21 protein-coding genes and 1 tRNA gene are annotated in these 16,786 nt (G+C 68.9%); 9 read left to right on the top strand and 13 right to left on the bottom strand.

The features are described 5' to 3' along the window. The first annotated feature begins 66 nt into the window (after positions 1–66). From ABZT02_RS07640 to ABZT02_RS07615, 6 genes are all read left to right on the top strand, one after another. Positions 67–582: a hypothetical protein gene (locus tag ABZT02_RS07640; protein ID WP_356015226.1), complete on the top strand. Its 516-nt coding sequence runs from the start codon at positions 67–69 to the stop codon at positions 580–582. Positions 583–738: 156 nt separating this feature from the next. Further along, positions 739–951: a hypothetical protein gene (locus ABZT02_RS07635; protein ID WP_356015223.1), complete on the top strand. Its 213-nt coding sequence runs from the start codon at positions 739–741 to the stop codon at positions 949–951. A gap of 141 nt (positions 952–1,092) precedes the next feature. Continuing rightward, positions 1,093–1,833 carry a DUF6879 family protein gene (locus ABZT02_RS07630; protein WP_356015221.1) on the top strand — a complete coding sequence of 247 codons (741 nt, stop codon included), beginning with the start codon at positions 1,093–1,095 and terminating at the stop codon, positions 1,831–1,833. Beyond that, positions 1,830–2,678 carry a helix-turn-helix transcriptional regulator gene (locus tag ABZT02_RS07625; protein WP_356015219.1) on the top strand — a complete coding sequence of 283 codons (849 nt, stop codon included), beginning with the start codon at positions 1,830–1,832 and terminating at the stop codon, positions 2,676–2,678. The genes ABZT02_RS07630 and ABZT02_RS07625 overlap by 4 nt, the downstream gene beginning before the upstream one ends. 86 nt (positions 2,679–2,764) lie before the next feature. Further along, positions 2,765–3,223: a hypothetical protein gene (locus tag ABZT02_RS07620; protein WP_356015217.1), complete on the top strand. Its 459-nt coding sequence runs from the start codon at positions 2,765–2,767 to the stop codon at positions 3,221–3,223. Further along, positions 3,223–3,621 (top strand): hypothetical protein, encoded by a 399-nt coding sequence (locus ABZT02_RS07615; protein WP_356015215.1) that lies wholly within the window; start codon positions 3,223–3,225, stop codon positions 3,619–3,621. Before ABZT02_RS07620 ends, ABZT02_RS07615 begins: the two co-directional genes overlap by 1 nt. A 237-nt stretch (positions 3,622–3,858) precedes the next feature. On the opposite strand, the gene ABZT02_RS07610 is transcribed toward ABZT02_RS07615, so the two are convergent. The 10 genes from ABZT02_RS07610 to ABZT02_RS07565 form a co-directional block, all read right to left on the bottom strand. Beyond that, positions 3,859–4,191, bottom strand: a complete 333-nt coding sequence (locus ABZT02_RS07610; protein ID WP_356015213.1) for a DUF6303 family protein — start codon at positions 4,189–4,191, stop codon at positions 3,859–3,861. Between the two features lie 2 nt (positions 4,192–4,193). Next, the gene (locus ABZT02_RS07605; RefSeq protein WP_356015211.1) at positions 4,194–7,694 is read right to left on the bottom strand and encodes a hypothetical protein; all 3,501 of its coding nucleotides are present in this window, start codon (positions 7,692–7,694) and stop codon (positions 4,194–4,196) included. A 12-nt stretch (positions 7,695–7,706) separates the two neighbouring features. Beyond that, entirely contained in the window at positions 7,707–8,129 is a 423-nt protein-coding gene (locus ABZT02_RS07600; RefSeq protein WP_356015548.1) for a helix-turn-helix domain-containing protein, read from the bottom strand. 193 nt (positions 8,130–8,322) lie between these two features. After that, positions 8,323–8,571: a hypothetical protein gene (locus ABZT02_RS07595; protein WP_356015209.1), complete on the bottom strand. Its 249-nt coding sequence runs from the start codon at positions 8,569–8,571 to the stop codon at positions 8,323–8,325. Then, entirely contained in the window at positions 8,568–8,786 is a 219-nt protein-coding gene (locus ABZT02_RS07590) for a hypothetical protein (RefSeq protein WP_356015207.1), read from the bottom strand. Before ABZT02_RS07590 ends, ABZT02_RS07595 begins: the two co-directional genes overlap by 4 nt. Then, positions 8,783–9,049, bottom strand: a complete 267-nt coding sequence (locus tag ABZT02_RS07585; protein ID WP_356015205.1) for a DUF6253 family protein — start codon at positions 9,047–9,049, stop codon at positions 8,783–8,785. Before ABZT02_RS07585 ends, ABZT02_RS07590 begins: the two co-directional genes overlap by 4 nt. Before the next feature lie 239 nt (positions 9,050–9,288). Beyond that, on the bottom strand, positions 9,289–10,545 hold the full coding sequence (locus ABZT02_RS07580; protein ID WP_356015203.1) for an AAA family ATPase: 1,257 nt from the start codon (positions 10,543–10,545) through the stop codon (positions 9,289–9,291). A gap of 2 nt (positions 10,546–10,547) precedes the next feature. Further along, positions 10,548–10,988, bottom strand: coding sequence for a DUF2742 domain-containing protein (locus tag ABZT02_RS07575; protein ID WP_356015201.1), 441 nt, complete (start codon positions 10,986–10,988; stop codon positions 10,548–10,550). Next, positions 10,985–11,677, bottom strand: a complete 693-nt coding sequence (locus tag ABZT02_RS07570) for a hypothetical protein (RefSeq protein ID WP_356015199.1) — start codon at positions 11,675–11,677, stop codon at positions 10,985–10,987. Before ABZT02_RS07570 ends, ABZT02_RS07575 begins: the two co-directional genes overlap by 4 nt. 122 nt (positions 11,678–11,799) lie before the next feature. After that, positions 11,800–12,015, bottom strand: a complete 216-nt coding sequence (locus ABZT02_RS07565; RefSeq protein WP_356015197.1) for a helix-turn-helix domain-containing protein — start codon at positions 12,013–12,015, stop codon at positions 11,800–11,802. A 130-nt stretch (positions 12,016–12,145) separates the two neighbouring features. Here ABZT02_RS07565 and ABZT02_RS07560 point away from each other — a divergent pair, with 130 nt between their 5' ends. Continuing rightward, positions 12,146–12,775 carry a helix-turn-helix transcriptional regulator gene (locus ABZT02_RS07560; protein WP_356015195.1) on the top strand — a complete coding sequence of 210 codons (630 nt, stop codon included), beginning with the start codon at positions 12,146–12,148 and terminating at the stop codon, positions 12,773–12,775. Beyond that, positions 12,768–14,126, top strand: a complete 1,359-nt coding sequence (locus ABZT02_RS07555) for a tyrosine-type recombinase/integrase (RefSeq protein ID WP_356015193.1) — start codon at positions 12,768–12,770, stop codon at positions 14,124–14,126. The genes ABZT02_RS07560 and ABZT02_RS07555 overlap by 8 nt, the downstream gene beginning before the upstream one ends. Positions 14,127–14,145: 19 nt before the next feature. Here ABZT02_RS07555 and ABZT02_RS07550 read toward each other — a convergent pair whose 3' ends face one another. Then, the gene (locus ABZT02_RS07550) at positions 14,146–14,634 is read right to left on the bottom strand and encodes a YajQ family cyclic di-GMP-binding protein (protein ID WP_020135872.1); all 489 of its coding nucleotides are present in this window, start codon (positions 14,632–14,634) and stop codon (positions 14,146–14,148) included. Positions 14,635–14,868: 234 nt separating this feature from the next. Between ABZT02_RS07550 and ABZT02_RS07545 the strand changes: the two genes are divergently transcribed. Further along, positions 14,869–14,950 (top strand) — tRNA-Tyr (locus ABZT02_RS07545). A 163-nt stretch (positions 14,951–15,113) separates the two neighbouring features. Here the strand turns inward: ABZT02_RS07545 and ABZT02_RS07540 are convergent. Further along, a complete protein-coding gene (locus ABZT02_RS07540; RefSeq protein ID WP_356015190.1) occupies positions 15,114–16,481 on the bottom strand; it encodes a tyrosine-type recombinase/integrase in 1,368 nt (455 codons plus the stop codon). Positions 16,482–16,530: 49 nt separating this feature from the next. Further along, positions 16,531–16,719: a helix-turn-helix domain-containing protein gene (locus ABZT02_RS07535; protein ID WP_356015188.1), complete on the bottom strand. Its 189-nt coding sequence runs from the start codon at positions 16,717–16,719 to the stop codon at positions 16,531–16,533. Positions 16,720–16,786 lie beyond the last annotated feature (67 nt).

Raw genomic sequence — 16,786 nt, 5'->3', positions numbered from 1 at the left:
CGTCCGCGCCCGCACCCACCGCCGGGCATGATGCCCCCTCGGAACGCACGATCTTGGGGGGTAACCATGCGCACTCGCGCCGCCATCGCCTGCCTCACCGCCGCCCTCGCCCTCACGCTCACCGCGTGCAGCAGCGGGGACAACAGCGACCAGGCCGCCGCGAAGACCAGCACCGCCAGCACACCGGCCTCCAGCCCCTCGGCCAGCACCAGCCCCGCGAAGGCCGGCCACTACGCCAGCGCGCAGGACATCGCCGACGCACTGAGCGCCGCGGGCCTCACCGTCTCCAAGCCGGAGAAGGAGACCGAGAAGAACTACATCAGCGAGGTCGGCGGCACCTCCTACAACTTCACCGTCACCGACCAGGCCAGCAAGGCAGCGGGTACCGCGGGCATTAACATGTTCCCCAACCCCGAGGCCCTCGCCGCGTGGATCCCGCTCTCCAAGAGCTTCGGCGGTGTAGCGGTCACCGGCGACACCTGGGCAGTCAGCCTGCCCACCAGCGGGGACGGGGCCCGCGACAACAGCAAGCAACTCGCCCCGAAGGTCGCCAAGGCGCTGGACGGCACCGTGCAGCAGTAGGCGCCACCGACACCTCGAGGCCCCGTCCACCGGCGGGGCCTTCGTCATGCCAGGGGTGCAGTGCCAACTCCGCGGTCTGCGAAGCGGCAGAGGAACGAGTGTCAGCGCATCCCCTAGGCTTGATGTAGGCGCGGGGCCTCAAGAGATTGGGAGCCCATGCGTACGATCACCGTTCACTTCCTCGGCGGCGCCTTCGACGGACAGACCGAGCACTGGCCGATCTCCGAGTCCCTCGACTGGACTCTCACGATCAGGCCGGACCACGACCCGGCAGTACTCGCCGTCTACGGTCTTCGGTCCATCACGCTCAGCGCGCCGCCTGTGGCCGTTTACCAGTACCGCCAGACCCTTCCTGCCGCAGCGGCGTGAACGAGCCTCAGCGGGCCGCGTACGACCGTGTGCGCGCAATCCCGCCGCGTATGGCCGAGGGCGCAATCTGCTGCAATCGTCACGCGCCCTCGGGGTGAGCCCCGCATCCTGGTTACCCAACCAGCGCACATGGAGGGCGAGATGACGCTCCGGTTCCTCGGCACAACCAGCGACGGCGGCGACTGCCCCACCCTGTACGAGATCGAGGGCACCGCCGAAATCCTCGTGCAGGGCGACCGCGAGACCGACCCCGAGCACCTGGCGCAGCTGCGGGACGTGAAGGAGTCCGAGACCTTCGTACGGGTCCCCCGCGAGCTGCTGACACGCTTCGCGCCCCGCAATGAGCCGTCCCAGGTGATCCCGTTCCGCGACGTGGCGCATGTCTTCTCCGACTTCAAGCACACCGCATGGCGGCTGGAGACCCGCCGCGGCTACGCCACCGATCGAGCCAGTGAGCCGTGGGCCCGCTGGAAGGCCGGCGGGGACGTCGCCCACGATGAGCCGGACGCGTGGCGGCGCAACGTCGCCGAGCAGACCGCGCAGGGCAAGACGTTCGGCCGGGTCCGCCTGGTCGACCGGCCCCTCACCGAGGGACAGCTGTTCCTCCTCAACCGTGCGCCGAGCAACGTCGCTGTCGGCGACGAGATCCGCTACCTGTGGCGCACGGACGCCGAGCGCCTCGGCCTGCCCGACTTCGACTTCTGGCTCATCGACTCCCGCACCCTGCTCCGGTTCGTGTTCGACGAGCAGGACACCACCATGGGCGTCATCGTCTCCGAGGACCCCGCCGAGGTGCTCGCCGCCTGCCAGGCCCGCGACGCCGCATGGCACCACGCTGTACCTGCCGCCGAGTTCGCCGAGCGGGTACGTTCCACCGTGTGACCACCGACTACCAGTCCGGCCGGGTCTCTCTCGGTGCCCGCATGCGGGAGCTGCGCACCGAGACAGGCCTGAACGGGAAGGACTTTGCCGATCGGCTCGGCTGGCAGCGTTCGAAGGTCTCCCGCCTGGAGAACGGCAAGCAGACCCCGAGCCGCGAGGATCTCCAGCAGTGGGCCGATGCCGTCGCCCGTCCCGACGTAGTCGCCGAGTTAGTCGGGCGACTGACCGGGCTGGAGACCCGCTATCGGTCATTGCGCCGGCAGTACGCCACGGGCCACCGCGCACGCCAGGAACAGGGCGTAGTCGAGACAGAGCAGACAACCCTGTTGCGGGCCGTCGAGGTGGTGCGCATCCCAGGCATCCTCCAGACCCCCGAGTACGCGCGTGCCGTCTTCACCGCCAACGCCGCCTTCCGCGACGTGCCCAGCACCGACATCGAGGACGCCGTACGCGCCCGCATGCGGCGACAACAGGCCCTGTACGAGCCGGAGCGCCGGTTCCGGGTGCTGCTGTGGGAGGGCGCGCTGTACGCACTGAACGCGCCCCGTGAGGCGATGGCCGCGCAGTTGGACCGTCTCCGCTCAATGATCGGGCTGGACACGGTTGAGCTCGGCATCATCCCGTTCGCAGCCGAGCTGCGTCGCTCACCCTCGCACGGTTTTTGGATCTACGACCGGCGCCTTGTCATCGTCGAGACCCTCAGCACAGAGATGTGGCTGGACGACGAGGATTCGATTGCCTTGTACGAGAAGGCGTGGGACTGGCTCGCCGAGTCGGCGGTGTACGACGAGGTCGCGCACAGGCTGATCGGACGCGCCACCGCCGCCGTCCAGAAGCTGGCGTAAGCAACCCGCAGCAACCCCCTCGCCTGCCCGCGCAATCGCGCGCAATCGGCGCACAGCCGCGCAACCGCCCTGCCAGCGTGCTGGACATGGCCTTACCGACACGGCTCGCCGAGCTGCACGAGGCCGGGGACGCGTGGCTCGCCGACTGCTCCGCGCACCCGGACCTCGTGCGTCAGGCGTGGGACATAGACGCTCTCGCCCCGATCCCCTCCGGCCCTCACTGGCTCGCCGCGGAATGCCTCCTCGTCGTCGGCATGCAGGCACTCAGCCGCATCCGTGACGAGCACCGCGGCCCCCTGCTCGCCGATCCCCTGCTCGACAGGGCCTGGTGGCTCGTACCGGCCGATGCCGCCGACGAACTCGCCGACGTGCGGGCCGTCGCCGTTTGCCCGGCCGGTACCCCGCTGCACTGCCCGCCCACCGGGTGGCAGGCATGCGGACGCTTCTGGCTGCACCGCCCAGACGGCTCAGGCCAGCTCACCGATCCCGCCGTACTCGCCGCCGCGCTCGGCCCCGGCGGGTACCGACCCTCTACGGAGGCATGATGACGACCACGACCAGGGCGCCCGACGCGGACGAGGACACGCCGCAACTCGGCGAGCTGCTGGTGCAGTCCGCGAGCAACAGCCGTGACCGCGCCGCTGTGCAGGCCCTCGCCGAGGAGGAGACCCTCCTCGCTCACCCCACCGTTCGGGCCGCTCTCGTCGTCAAGCAGGACGGCCGCATGACGGCCGTGTGGGATCGGCTCATGGGCCGCGTCTACACGCTCGGCCTCGACGACGAACAGCGTGTCTTCCTCGGCTTGGTGCTCTCGATGGTCGGCATCGGCAGCGTGCCGCTCTCGGCCGTCGAGCGCCTCGACGAGCGGCGCCTACTCATCATGCAGCGCGCCATCCTGCGCCTTGCGGGCAACGACCGGATCGCGATCGGTACCCGCATCTGAGGAGTGGCGGCCGCCTTTGCTCCCCCGCATGGTCGGCCGCCGTACGACGGCGCCGCGGTGTACGCGTCTCCGCCGCCGGCGCCACCGCCCCGTCTCTCCGTCCTACGGGGTAGGCGGGGCGGCCCCCTACGGGAGGGCACGGCCGAGCTCCTGCGCGAGGTGCTCGCCCGTCCAGATGACGGAGCCGTGCCCCTCCCTGCTGCCCCACAAGCACACCGCCTGTGGGGCAGCCCAGCTTCAGCGCTGCGACGTCGTCCCCACTGGCTGCGCCTGCTCCTCCGCAGCCGTCAGCGGGCGGATGTCGGTGACCCCCAAGAGGCCTGGCGAGCCGTCCGCCAACGCCCCCTCCTGCCACTTCCACGCTTCCGGGCCGCCGTCGAAGACTGCATAGCCGAGGTACCGCAAGGCGTCGTACCGCTCCATCAGCGACGGCATCCGCGAGAAGCTCCACGTGATGTTGATCGGGAACACAGTCTCGTTGGCGAGCCCCAGGAAGAGCCGCCATTCCCCGTCCGGCGCCTCCTCGGTTGTCTGGAATTGCAGGAGCGCGCAGATCGGTTCGGCTTCCATGGTCACTTCCTTCCGACGAGCCCTTGCCAGGACAGAGCCCGCAGCATGCCCTCAGGCGTCGCCTCGGCCCCGTACTGGTTGAACGTGTTGTAGTTGTACGTATCGCCCGCCCCGCCCGCGTACACGGCCGCCAACTGGCCGGCGGACGGCGTCACCGACAGGGCGCTGCTCACCCCAGAGGCGATGTCGAGGGCGCCTCCGGCCACGGAGCGGAAGGTGTCGCGGATCTTCGCGGCCATCGACTGGAAGCCCAGCCTGAGACCCTCGCCGTCCATCACACCGACCTCGTGGAACGCCCGGCTCGGGCTCTTCGTCTTGTGGACCTTCTTTGTCGTGGTCAGCATCCCCTTGGCGATCTTCTCCATGGTCTTCTCGATCGCCTTCTCCTGGGACTTCAGCCCGGCGACGAGGCCCTGCGCGGCGCGGATGCCTGCCGAGTACAGGGCGTCGCCGACCGTGTTGCCGGTCGCGGTCGCGGACTTGGCGAGCTGCGACTGAAGGTCGTTGATCTTCTTCAGCTCGGCCGGAGTTGCCTTCGCCAACGCCGCCGCCGTCGCACCACCCGCCGCGACACCCTTGTCCGCGATCTCTTGCAACAGGTCGGAGCGGAGGCCGGACTTCTTCAGCGCGGCGATGTTGGTCTGGAAGGCCTTCGTCGCCTTCAGCGCCTGCTGCAACCCGACCGTGATCGCCGACACGGAGTTCACGTCCGCATGGCCGGTGGTGATGTCAGCCTCGGAGAGGATCCCCGACGTAATGTCGCTCGCTGCCTTCGCCCTGGCCTTGACCAGGTCGTCGAGCTTCTTCTGCGCCGTCGCCAGCTTCTTCACCACGGAGTCGTGCTGCGTGACCAGCTTCTCCAGCTCCGCGGTGGCCTTCTTCAGGGTCTTCCCGACACCGGACCTCGTGTTGGCCGGCAGCTCCTTCATGATCGCCGCAAGCTTCGACCGCAGCTGTGCCGTGGTGCCGTCGATGCCCTTGATGAACCCCTGGATCGTGTTGACGCCGATGCCGTGGAACACCTTCGACGGCGAGTGAATCCCGAGGACGCTCTTCGCCGCGTCGACCGCGCCACTGACCACGCTGCGCGCCGAGGCGGCCAGGCTCCCCGCCATCGAACGCACACCGTTGATCATGCCCTGGATGAGCTGCGCGCCCGCCCCGGCGAGGTAGCTGCTGAGGTTCCCGAGGGCGGCCCGCGCCTCACCCGGCAGCCGGGCAATCTGCGCCCGCGCTTCCGAGATCTTCTGGCTTGCCGCCGCCCGTAGGGACGCCCCTGCCTCGTTCATCCGCCCGACCAGCGCCGAACCCAACGACGACAGCGCCGACCGCGCCCGCCCCACCAGATCACTCAACAGCCCCGTGACCCTGTCGGCCATGGACTGCACGGCCGCCTTCGCCGTGTTCGTCGCCGAGGAGAAGTCACCACGCATCAGGTCACCGATGACCTGCACGGCGGGGATGACGACACCGGTGATCGTCGCAGCGAGGCTCCCGGAGAGCACCGCGGCAAGGTCGCCGACGAACCCGATCACGGGAACCAGCGCCGGAACAAGCTGCTGAAGCATCTGCGCGGTCAGCTGCGCGAAGATCTCGATCAGCGGGGTCGCGGCGACGAGGAGCTGGCCGGCCGCCACCCCCAGCTGAACCATGCTCGGGCCGACCTGGACGAGGGTCTCGCCGAGGAGCTGGAAGATCGTGACGAGCTGCGTCGCCATCAGATCGGCCAGCGGCTGCACCAGCGCGGGCAGTTGGGCCAGGATCGGGGCGAGGGTCTCCTGCAAGATCCCGGCGACCTGAGCGACGACGGGGGCGAGTGCCTCGAAGGTGACCTGTGCGGCCTCCAGGAGGGGAGTCAGCGCAGGTAGGAGGCTTGCCGCGAGCTGACCGACCACGGGCAGCAGCGGGGACGCGGCGACGACCAGCGCGCCGACCGCGTCCGCGGCCTGCACGAGGACGGGACCGAGGGCAGCGATGATCGGGGACAGGGCGTCCCCGAGGGCGGCGATGAGAGTCTGCACCGGCGGCCCGAGCGCCTCCAGCACCGGCCCGATCACCCCGAGCGCCTGCCCGAGGAGCGGCGCCACCGTAGACGCCAGCATCGACATGGTGGAGAACAGGGCCGACAGCCCGCCCTGCACCGCAGGTGAAGCGAACGCGTCCGCGAGAGATCCGGTGATCTTCTGAAGGGTGCCAATCAGCCCGCCACCAGAGGTCTGCGCCGCCGAGAAGATCGAGCCGAGAATCGAGCCGACGTTCGCCCCGACATCGACGAGATCCCCGATCAGGCCGATCGCCGTCTCAATGGCCTGCTGCATCCGCCCGGACTCGAATGCCTTGCCGAGCTTCTCCCCGATCGTGGCCGCTCCGCTGGCCGCCGCCGCAGTCAGCTTCTCGAAGCTCGGCCCGGCCGCCGCAGCAACCTGCCCCAGCGCCGTGACCACCACGCCCGGCACACCGGACAGGTTCTGAAGACCCTTCGACGCCGAGCCCAGCGCCTTGCCCAGCGTGCCGGACTCGCCGAGACCCCGGGCCGCGTCCAGCACGCCGGCGCCCATGTCGTGGAGCGCGGTCGCCGTGCTGAGGACGTTCGTCCGCAGCACCGGCAGCACACTCTTCGCGGTGCGCTCCAGGTTGTCGGCGAGGCCCCGGAACACCTCGTTCTGCACGTCCTGCTGCAAGTCCCGCAGAGCCGGGGCCGCGTCGTGGACGGCGGTCGCGAACTTCGCGGCCTCCGGCGACAGCTTGCCCAGCGCCTTCTCGAAGTCGGCCGCCTTCTCCGGGTCCAGCGCCGCCGACAGCGCATCGTCCATGCCGACGGCCGCGAGCTTCACCGTGCCCGTCGCCAGCTGCAATGCGGCCATGCCGGATACGCCGACGGCAGCGGCCGGGGCGATGTTCGCCAGCGTGGCCACCAGGCCGCCCGCGAGCGGCACAGCGGCGCCGATTGCCGCCGACGCCTTCCCGAACCCTGCAGCGATCGACAGGCCCGCGCTCCTGCCTGCTGAGCCCATGCGGCTGAGGAGACCGAGGAACCGGTTCGGTCGGTTCTCGTCGACCCGCACGTTGATCTCGGGGTCCACCGCGTCGACACGGCGCGCGGCGGCGAGGATCTCGTCGAGCTGCCGGGCCGTACCGCGGGCAGACACCTGGACGTTGATGTCCGGGTGGGTGTCGCTGAGGCGTTGGAGGTGCGGGGTGAGCTCGTTGATCTGCCGCAGCGCCTGGTCGATCGAGACGTCCACGCCGATGCGCTGGTTCGACAGCTCGTCCAGCTGCGCGCGTACCCGGGCCAGGTCGCGGTCTACCTGGTCGGAGTTCGCGTCGATCGGGATGTCCGGCAGGTGCGCGAGGAGCCCGCGCAACTCGTTCTGGATCCCCCCGCCAAGCGCCGAACCGACGCTAGAACCCTGCCGGGCAGCATCCGCAATCGTCCCCTGCAACCCCGCCAGGTTGACGTTGAGATGGCTGACCAGGTTGGGAAGGTTGATGTCGTCAGCCACAGGTCACCCCTCCTACGCGGAGCCCCCCGTACGGAAGGCGTCCAGCGACGCACGATCAATGAGCCAGACCCAGCCAGCGCGGCGAGCAGCCACACGGCCTTTCCGGGCAAGATCCCGCGCGTGCTGGGGCGAACATCCGAGGAGCTCCGCCGCCTGCTTCGCGGTCACCTCTTGCACAGTGACACCCAGGTCAACAGGGGTTTCGAACTCGAAAGCGGCTGACTCGGAAGGCCGTTGAGACGCAGCCTCATGCAACGCGTGAAGAAGCCCCCGAGCGGCCGGCGACACCTCGCCCCCATCGGCGCGCACCCGCTCCGTCAGATCCCGAACCAGCACCCGCAGCACCTCCGGCGCGATCGACGCAGGGATCACCACCGACCCGTCCTTCTGGAACAGGAACGCCCACCCCGGCCCCACACCAGACCCCACCGGCATCCCTCGCCCGGCCACCCGAGCAGCCCTCTCTTGCTCCACATCAGGGGCGTCAGACATCAGGACTCCAGGGCGAGGAAGGGACAGGAACCAACGACCCGCACCGGAGGCCAACTCCCGGCTACCAACGCCCCAGGGGGTTGGGGGGACCAACGCCCCCAGGACCAACGCTCGCGTGCGCGCGCGAGGCCGAGGCTCATGGTGTGTCGGGCGGTGTGTCGGGTTCGGGGGGTGGTGTGGCCAGGTCGTCGAGGAGGGCGAGGACGGTGTCTCGCAGCTCGGCGGGGAGGCGGTGTTGGTCGAGGAGGCGGCGGGCGCCGGCGTGTGTGCGCGCCCCGTCGAGGAGGACGGCGGCGACGCCCGCGGCCTTCCGGTCGCGGCTTCCTACCGGGGCGAGGCGTTGGCGTTGCCGGGCGAGTTCGGCGGCTTCGTCGACCGTTCTCACGGGGCGTCCGGGCCCGGCTGCTCGGCAGCCTGGTCCTGCTGCTTGCGTTCGGCCTCGGCGAGGTTGAAGAGCTTCTGTGCGTGCCGTCGGCCGAGGCCGCGGCGGCGGGCCTCACGCAGGCTCTCGCTGCGTTCCCTGGAGGCTTGGACCTTGATACGGGCGGCGGCGATGCGGGCCTGTACCTGCTGCTCGACGTGGGACGTGGACTCGGTCATGGGGTGGGCTCCACAGGGTTGGGGGACTCTTCGACCTGGCTGGCGTGGAAATCCGCCCACTCCTCTTCCGTCATGTACCGGGAGAAGTTGGGGACGTTCGGGGCGAGCGCAACGCGTCCATGAGCCCCGACGTACTGGCCAACCACGAGGCCGTCGGGACCGGGCGCCCAGCAGATGAGCGGCCGGCAGTGATAGGTGGTGCGACCGTCTGGGGTGATGCCGCTGAAGACGGCGACGTATCCGGTCGCCGCGATGATGCACACGGTCCGCCTCCTGTACGTAAAGGGGGATGAGTGACATACATGGCAAACATGGGGCTGACCTGCTGTTTTTTGATGACAGGCATGGGTGACAGGCGTGACAGACATGGCAGAAATGCGGCCTCATTTCTGTCACCATGCGTGCCATGTGTGTCACCTGACTCGATCGGAATCGCCGCAGGTCAGCCCCATGTCTGCCATGGGTGCCATGTGTTCCATGGGGATAGGGGGACGGGCGTGCATCACTCGGCTCCGTCCTCAGGCAGGGCGCCGGGCAGGCTCCACTCGGAGCGCCGATTCCTCCCGAATCCGGAGTGCCGCATGGTGACGTTGAGCTTCCGACGCGCTCGCTGAAGGCTCGACTCGCTGATGCCGTCCTTCCGGGCAGCTGCCTTGATGTCGGCAGCCAGGTCCGCGCCACCCTCGTCTGTGAGGTACGCGCGGAGCCACTCGACGGTCTCGTTCGTCTCGCCTCGGTTGGCCTCCGGCTGGCCCTCGTCGCGCATCACTTCGCGCACGCTGGTCGTTGTCTCCTCTCCGAGGACGAACCGCGAGACGTACGAGGGGCCTTCCTCCGTCTCGACGGACACGGGCTGAATCGCGTACTCGTACGAGGGGAGCCCCAGCCGACCGAGGTTGTTCTTCTCCAGCGACATGACGAACCGATCCGGCTCATCGCGCTCACCGTCCTCCTTGGCGAAAGCGATCAGGCTCCGGATGAGCTGGCCGAAGGCGCCCGATCCGGCGACACGGGCGAGCGGGTCAGCAGTGCCCGACTTGGTGAAGTGGGCGAGGCCGAGGATGGTGAACCGGTGCCGGTCCGCCGCCTCCACGAGGGGTTCGAGTGCCTGGCGCACCTCGGCGGCCCGGTAGTCGTTCACTCCCTTGTCGATGTACGACAGCAGCGGGTCCATGACCAGCAGAGCCACGCTGTAGCGCTCGGCTTCCTTCGCCAGAAGCGAGGTGTCCACGGGCAATGTCAGTCGGGCGTGCGGCCGTTCGTCATCGCGTACGGACACGTGGAACACGAGGTCCATGTCCGCGCCGGCCGCGATGAGCCTCGGCGCGATCGTGAATGCCCAAGAGTCCTCGGCCGCCGCGTAGATGACGGGGCGGGGCTTGCCGAACAACTCGCCGGGGAGCTCGCCCCGGGTGATCCGGGCAGTCATCCACACCGCGAACTGCGACTTCCCGAGACCCGGGCCACCGGCCGCGATGGCGAGCGAGTACAGCGGGATGCGGCCGTGCGAGGTGGGCGGGGCACCCTCCGGAGTGGTGTCCCACAGCCAGCGAACGGGCCGGATCTTGATGCTGGACGCGGGCCGCAGGATGAGGCCGCGAGGCGCAGGCTCGGGCGGCGCCTCGTCCTGCGGCGGTTCGTCCTGCGGCCACTGTCCATCGTCCGCGAACGGGCCGAGAACGGGGCCGCTGGCCTCCGCACCCGCGCCGTACGCGTACGGGTCGCGCACGTGCGGCGGTGGCGGAGGCGCGTCGTGCATGGTCACTCATTCCCCTGGTAGGTCAGGTACTCGCCGGGGCGGCCGGGGATCTGGATCGGTGGCCAACCGGGCGTAGCGGTGAGCGTGTGCGGCGGCCGAATACGAGCTGCTCCCTTACGGGCAACTCGCGCGTCAGCCGCGGCCTGTCTGGTTGCGATGGCCTGCTCGCGTGCGTCGTCGTAGCGCCGTTCCTCGGCCATGCGGTGCAGCTCGGCGGCTTCGAGGGTGGCGACGTAGACCCGCGGGTCCTGCGGGTTCAGCTGGAGCCACGGGAGCGTGCCGTAGGTCGGCCACGTGTCGTCGCTGCCGAGCAGGGCGGTGGCCTGTGCGCAGGCCCGGAGGTGCGTCATCTGTCCCGCGGTGGCGTTATCGGGTACGGCCTTCAGGGCGGGCCCCCGACCCACGAGCGGTCGGGGGCTGTCCTGCTGGCTGGGGCTGCTCACCTGCGGCCCTTCAGCGCATCCGAGGCCGCACGGCCCGCGTAGGTGGAGAGCATCCCGGACAGCTCCGCTACAGCCTGCTTCGGATTGCGCCCCTCGGCACGGGCCGCAGCGACACATGCCGTGAACAGTTCGTCCAGGCCACCGCCGAGCAACCGCCCCATGCGGGCGCCGTACCGGTTCACGGCCTCGTTGATGCCCTCGGCGTGGCCGTCCTCCCGCAGCGCCTGCTGCGTCTCGGTGACCATGACGTCCTCAAGGGCCAACTGCGCGGCGTCGTAGATGTCGATGTTCCGGACGCGCGGCGACCGCCGGTCGTTCTCGCCGGCCTCGCGGTTGTACGCGTCGAGACCGGCCTTGATCTGCTTTGCGAGTTCGATGCGGAAGCAGATCGCGGTGAGGTGCGCGGAGGACTTGGAGCAGGGGCCGCACACGCCGTAGCGGTTACCGCTCTGGCCGGTACGGGCCGCCACGGCGGGACTGCCGTCGTAGACGCAGCGGGTGGTGTCGTCGTATGTGCCGTCGGCGAGCTGCTGCCCGCGCTCCTCGCCCTGCCCGAGGAACTCGGCGCGCGCCGAGTCGTCGTTGTGCTCGCGGGCGGTGTCGGTGCTGAGCGGGTGAGGGTCGTCGAGCGTCGCCGCGTCGATCGCGGCGCTGCTGGCGATCTGTCGACTCAAGGTCGTACGCTTCACGAGAAGCTCCTTTCGACGGCGGCGCACTGGGTTCACGGCCCGCGCCGCCGTCGTGCTGTTCAGGGATGGATGGCTGGTGCTTCTGGCCCTCAGCTGGATTGCCGTCCTGCTGGGGGCCGCTTTCATGCGGCGATGGTCTGGGCGTCGAGCCACTTCTCGATGTCGTCCCAGCGGGCCCGGAGGTGGCGTCCGACCTTGATGAGCTTCGGACCACCCCCGCGGGAGCTCCACTGGTAAACGGTGCCGACAGGCACGCCGCAGTACTCGGCGATCTCGTGCGGCTTGGCGAGCGGGCGGCGCGGCGCGGACGCCGAGGTCGGCGAGTCGGCGCGGGGCATGACTGGCCCTCCGTGTCCTCTCTGAGGATGACTGACAACGTCCACGATGACAGTTCCCCCTCGCTGCTGTCAATGCTTGCCTTACCTTGTCGGCATGTGTCATCGTCAGGAATGACGAAAGGGAGTGTCAGTGAGACTGGAAGAGGTCATCGGCCTACAGATCGCCGAGAAGCGGGCGGCCGTCGGCCTGTCTCAGGCGGAACTAGGCGAGGCCCTAGGCCGGCACCTTGAGCGGCCATGGAGCCGACAAGCTGTGCACTCGGCGGAGAAGGGGAAACGCGCCTTCACGGCCGCGGAACTCGTGGCATTCGCGTTGGTGCTTGAAGCGGAAGTGCCAGACCTCATGACGCCGCCCCTGGGGCAGCGCGGCGGAATGATCGAGCTACCGAATGGCTTCATTCCGGCCCGCAAGCTGGCGGACATCGTGGCCCCAGAGGCGCCAGACGATGTGCTGACGCGCATGAACCTCGATGGCCTTCACCACTTGGTGCCGATGCTGTCTGGGGCCATCCAGACCCTCCAGCTCCTCGACATCACCCTGTCCGAGCTGGTTGAGGACGCACAGCGCCGTAAGGCTGAAAGTGATCCAAGTGCGGTGTCTCCCCTGGTACGAGAGCAGATCGAGTCCCGTGCGCGCTTGGCACAGGTCATCGCCGACGCACTGGGGCAGAACACCGTGACGGCGAAACGAGTCCAAGAGATCTTGCAGAACGACGAGCGTGCGGAAGCTGTGGACAAGGAGGTCGGGGGGGATGGCTAGCGTTTACGACCGGTGGCACCTGTCGCGTCCAGCGAAGGGCGCCGAACCGTGCACCGAGCACAGCAGCAAGACGCGCACCCTCGTGCCGTCTGCTGACCACGGCAAGGGGAAGCGCTGGCAGGTCCGTTGGCGCGACGCGGCGGGGGAGCAGCAGAAGGAGAACTTCACCAAGCGCAGCCAGGCCGATACCCGCGCCGCCACCATCGAGGCCGACCTCGCCCGCGGGTTGTACGTCGACCCCGCGGCCGGCAAGGAGAGCTTCCGGGCTGTCGCCGAACGCTGGCGCACGAACGCGGTCCACCGCGGCGGTACGGCCTCACGTGTCGAGCGGGCCCTACGTCTGCACATCTACCCCACGTTCGGAGACCGGCCGATCGTCACCATCCGCCCCTCGGAGGTGCAGGCCTGGGTCAAGGACCGGTCACAGGTCCTCGCCCCGTCCACGCTGCGCGTCACCTACGCCTACCTCGTCACGATCATGCACACCGCCGTACGGGACCGGACCATCGCCGTGAACCCGTGTGCCGGCACCAAGCTTCCCGAGGTGCGTCGAGCCGAGATCGTGCCCCTGCACGAGAGCGCGGTGCACGCGCTGATCGAGGCGGCACCGCCGCGGTTCCGCGCCATGGTCCTGCTCGCCGTGGCGTCCGGACTGCGACAGGGGGAGGTCTTCGGCCTGGAAGTCGACTGCATCGACTTCCTGCGCCGCGAGGTGACGGTGCGCCAGCAGCTCATCACCCCGGACAAGGACGCGGACGCCGACGAGAGCGCGACGCCCGAGCCGTACCTCGGCGAGCCCAAGACGCACGAGAGCTACCGCACGGTGCCCCTGGTCGGCCTCGCGGTCGATGCCCTCGCCGCGCACCTCCAGCAGTACCCGGCCGCCGTGGTCGACATCGAGGACCGGACGGACCCCCGGAAGCCGAGGCGGCGGAAGGCGCACATGCTGTTCAGCAACGACCGCAACGAGGCGCTCAAGCGGGCCGGTTGGACGTGGGTCTGGTCGCGGATGGAAGAGCGGGCCAACGAGGCGCTCGGCAAGGCCTACGCCGAGGCGTACGCGGTGTGGGTGCAGCGGGGCCGGCCGAAGGGCGAGGAGCCCGCGCAGGTCCGTGTGCCGGACGGCGCGAGCATGCACGACCTACGCCACTTCTACGCCTCGGCGTTGATCAAGAACCGCGAGAGCGTGAAGACGGTGCAGCGGCGACTCGGTCACTCGAAGCCGTCGATCACGCTCGACATCTACACCCACCTGTGGCCCGACGACGAGGACACGACGCGGGCGGCCATCGAGGCAGTCCTCGGCGGTGTGCCCGCGTTGTGCCCTCCAGTCAAGATCATTTCCGGATAGTGCAGGTCAGCCGGTTCTCTTAGCGGTAGTTCACGAACTGGATCGCGAAGTCGAAGTCCTTGCCCTTCAGCAGGGAGATGACGGACTGCAGGTCGTCACGGCTCTTCGAGCTGACCCGCAGCTCGTCGCCCTGGACCTGGGCCTTCACACCCTTCGGGCCCTCGTCACGGATGATCTTCGCGACCTTCTTGGCGTTGTCCTGGGAGATGCCCTCTTCGATCGACGCGAAGATCTTGTACTCCTTGCCGGAGAGCTGCGGCTCGCCCGCGTCGAGCGCCTTCAGCGAGATCCCACGCTTGATCAGCTTGGACTGGAAGACGTCGAGGACGGCATTGACCCGGTCCTCGGAGTTCGCCTCCATAAGGATCTTGTCACCGGACCACGAGATCGAGGCACCCACGCCCTTGAAGTCGTAGCGCTGGGAGATCTCCTTGGCGGCCTGGTTGAGGGCGTTGTCGACCTCCTGCCGCTCGACCTTCGAGACGATGTCGAAACTGGAGTCGGCCATGTCCTGTGGCTCCTTGTATCGGGGTGCGTGTCGGCGTGCGTACGGGTGCGTATCGGCGACGTGGGGGCGGGCGCCGAGCCCGGCGTGAACCCGGGCCGCATCCGCCCAAGCCTAGTCACCCCATGGCCTCCGGGCGCAGATCAATCGGGTGGCGAAGCACCCCTCGGCATCGGGTATTGTTTACGTCGTTGCCACGGAGCACCGCCGAAAGGCGGTTCGAAGGGCAGCAACCCCGGCGGTGTGCCCGAGCGGCCAAAGGGAGCAGACTGTAAATCTGCCGGCTCAGCCTTCCCAGGTTCGAATCCTGGCGCCGCCACACGACCGAAAGGGTCTGTGACCAGCAGCAATGCTGATCGCAGGCCCTTTCGTCGTTCCTCAAGTGCGCGCCACCGATTTGGTGGCTTTGCCCCACTGTGTCTCACTGTGATTCACGTGCTGACCAGCCTGTGTGGGGCAGGCGTGGGGCAGCTTTCCGCCTGCTACCTGCCGTTTCTGAGGGCGGCCTCAATTCGTGCATTGGCGTTGGCGGCGGCGCCGTCGAGGCACTTGGCGTAGACGCGGAACAGAACAGCCACGCTGTGGCCGGCGCGCGCGGCCACGACCTGTGGTTCGACCCCGGAGCTGAGCCATGTGGAGACAGCGGCGTGGCGAAGATCATAAGGGCGCTTGGCTAGCAGCGAAGTGCGCTGAGCAGGGGTAAGTGCGCGGGCTCGCGCCTCTGCCCACACCTCTCCGTACCCGGTGTCTTGGATGAGCCCCCCACGTTGAGTGCGGAACAGTCGGCCATCGGGTACGACGCCGTAGGCCGTGACGTGCCAGCGCAGCAGTGCAACCAGATCGGGTGGGATCGGGACCGTACGGACTGCCTTACGAGGGCGGTGCTTGAGCCCGCGTTTGTCGTGCGCCTCCCCGCTGTCGGTCCACGCGGATCCCGACCGGGGGCGGGTCTCCCGTAGGCGCAGAGTGCCCCATCCGCGCCGGGGTAGCTCGCAATCCTGCATGCGGAGCCCGATGACCTCGGCGGGCCGTGCCGCCGCGTAGTACATGCACCCGAAGAACGCCACCAAGCGGCGCCCGCGGGCGCTCTGCGTGCGCACGGCATCGAGCAGCGCGAGAGCCTGCCGAGGATCGGGCACACAGGCGGGGTCCAACTCCTCTTCCACCTGCTCAGGGGCTTTCCACTGGACCTGGGGAAGTGGGTTGTCCGACAGGCGGCCCGCGTCGACCGCGTAGCCCAGGGCGTTGTGGAAGATGGCACGCTTCCTGCGGATGGTCGACGCGGCTGCCGTGGTGCCGTCCAGCTTCTTGGTCAGTGCGTCGAGCGCAGCGCGTACCTGCATGCGGTCGGCCAGTGCCGACGTAGGCAGAGACTTGCGCTCGAACCAGGCAAGCACCTTGGCGACCTCGTCCGGTGGTTCCTCGTCGCGACGGTTCACGTTGAATGCCCAGCTGTAGAGGGCGGTCCGCACAGTGTTGGCGTCGGCCATGCCCTTGGTGTCCTTGACCAGGGCGGGCGTTACTGTGGCCATGGCTTCCGCGAGCGTCCGACGTGTCGAGCCGGGGGAGTGCTTCCACTTCATCTCGATGTACTCGCGGGCGTGCTGGTACCAGCTGACGTCATCGCGCTGTCGCAGTTCGGCGAGCGGCAAGCCGGTTACCTCATCGAACGGCTCTCCCGCGTGCACCGCCCGCAGCAGCTCGGCCCGGCGGCCGTCGGCCAGCGTCTTCGTGCGGAACGTCTGGGAGTGCGGGTTCTCGCCGGTCTTCCAACGCAGCTCTGCCGAGGACTGCCCACGGTCCTTCCGCTGTCGGACGGACCAAATCCGGACGTCGTATGTCTTCCCCATGTGGGGCCTTTCTGGGAAGGGGCCCGGCATGAGCCGGGCCCCGAGGCGGTCAGTAGGCGGGGGTTTCGCGACGCTCCCACCAGTCGTCGAGGTCGCTGCGACGCACGCGGAGGTGGCCGTTCGGCAGCTTCACCAGTCGCGGCGCCTGGCCGCGTGCGCGCATGCGGTAGAAGGCGGCGCGGCTCATGCGCATCTCGGAGAGGACTTCGGGGAGCTTGAGCATCTGGGGGCGTGCCACGGTCGACTCCTTGGAGACTTCGGTCATGGCGGGGCCGCATGGCCCCCTTCTGGGAAGTCCGCTACAT

The sequence above is a fragment of the Streptomyces sp. NPDC005402 genome, from assembly GCF_040606575.1.
Taxonomy (GTDB): domain Bacteria; phylum Actinomycetota; class Actinomycetes; order Streptomycetales; family Streptomycetaceae; genus Streptomyces.
The sequence above is the reverse complement of the archived record's forward strand: the minus strand, read 5'-3'. Positions and strand labels throughout refer to the sequence as shown.

What these genes read in the sequence shown, in the direction of transcription:
- ABZT02_RS07640 (WP_356015226.1), top strand. Translation starts at nt 67, where the DNA reads ATGCGCACTCGCGCCGCCATCGCCTGCCTCACCGCCGCCCTCGCCCTC.
- ABZT02_RS07635 (WP_356015223.1), top strand. Translation starts at nt 739, where the DNA reads ATGCGTACGATCACCGTTCACTTCCTCGGCGGCGCCTTCGACGGACAG.
- ABZT02_RS07630 (WP_356015221.1), top strand. Translation starts at nt 1,093, where the DNA reads ATGACGCTCCGGTTCCTCGGCACAACCAGCGACGGCGGCGACTGCCCC.
- ABZT02_RS07620 (WP_356015217.1), top strand. Translation starts at nt 2,765, where the DNA reads ATGGCCTTACCGACACGGCTCGCCGAGCTGCACGAGGCCGGGGACGCG.
- ABZT02_RS07615 (WP_356015215.1), top strand. Translation starts at nt 3,223, where the DNA reads ATGACGACCACGACCAGGGCGCCCGACGCGGACGAGGACACGCCGCAA.
- ABZT02_RS07610 (WP_356015213.1), bottom strand. Translation starts at nt 4,191, where the DNA reads ATGGAAGCCGAACCGATCTGCGCGCTCCTGCAATTCCAGACAACCGAG.
- ABZT02_RS07600 (WP_356015548.1), bottom strand. Translation starts at nt 8,129, where the DNA reads ATGCCGGTGGGGTCTGGTGTGGGGCCGGGGTGGGCGTTCCTGTTCCAG.
- ABZT02_RS07590 (WP_356015207.1), bottom strand. Translation starts at nt 8,786, where the DNA reads ATGACCGAGTCCACGTCCCACGTCGAGCAGCAGGTACAGGCCCGCATC.
- ABZT02_RS07580 (WP_356015203.1), bottom strand. Translation starts at nt 10,545, where the DNA reads ATGCACGACGCGCCTCCGCCACCGCCGCACGTGCGCGACCCGTACGCG.
- ABZT02_RS07565 (WP_356015197.1), bottom strand. Translation starts at nt 12,015, where the DNA reads ATGCCCCGCGCCGACTCGCCGACCTCGGCGTCCGCGCCGCGCCGCCCG.
- ABZT02_RS07555 (WP_356015193.1), top strand. Translation starts at nt 12,768, where the DNA reads ATGGCTAGCGTTTACGACCGGTGGCACCTGTCGCGTCCAGCGAAGGGC.
- ABZT02_RS07550 (WP_020135872.1), bottom strand. Translation starts at nt 14,634, where the DNA reads ATGGCCGACTCCAGTTTCGACATCGTCTCGAAGGTCGAGCGGCAGGAG.
- ABZT02_RS07540 (WP_356015190.1), bottom strand. Translation starts at nt 16,481, where the DNA reads ATGGGGAAGACATACGACGTCCGGATTTGGTCCGTCCGACAGCGGAAG.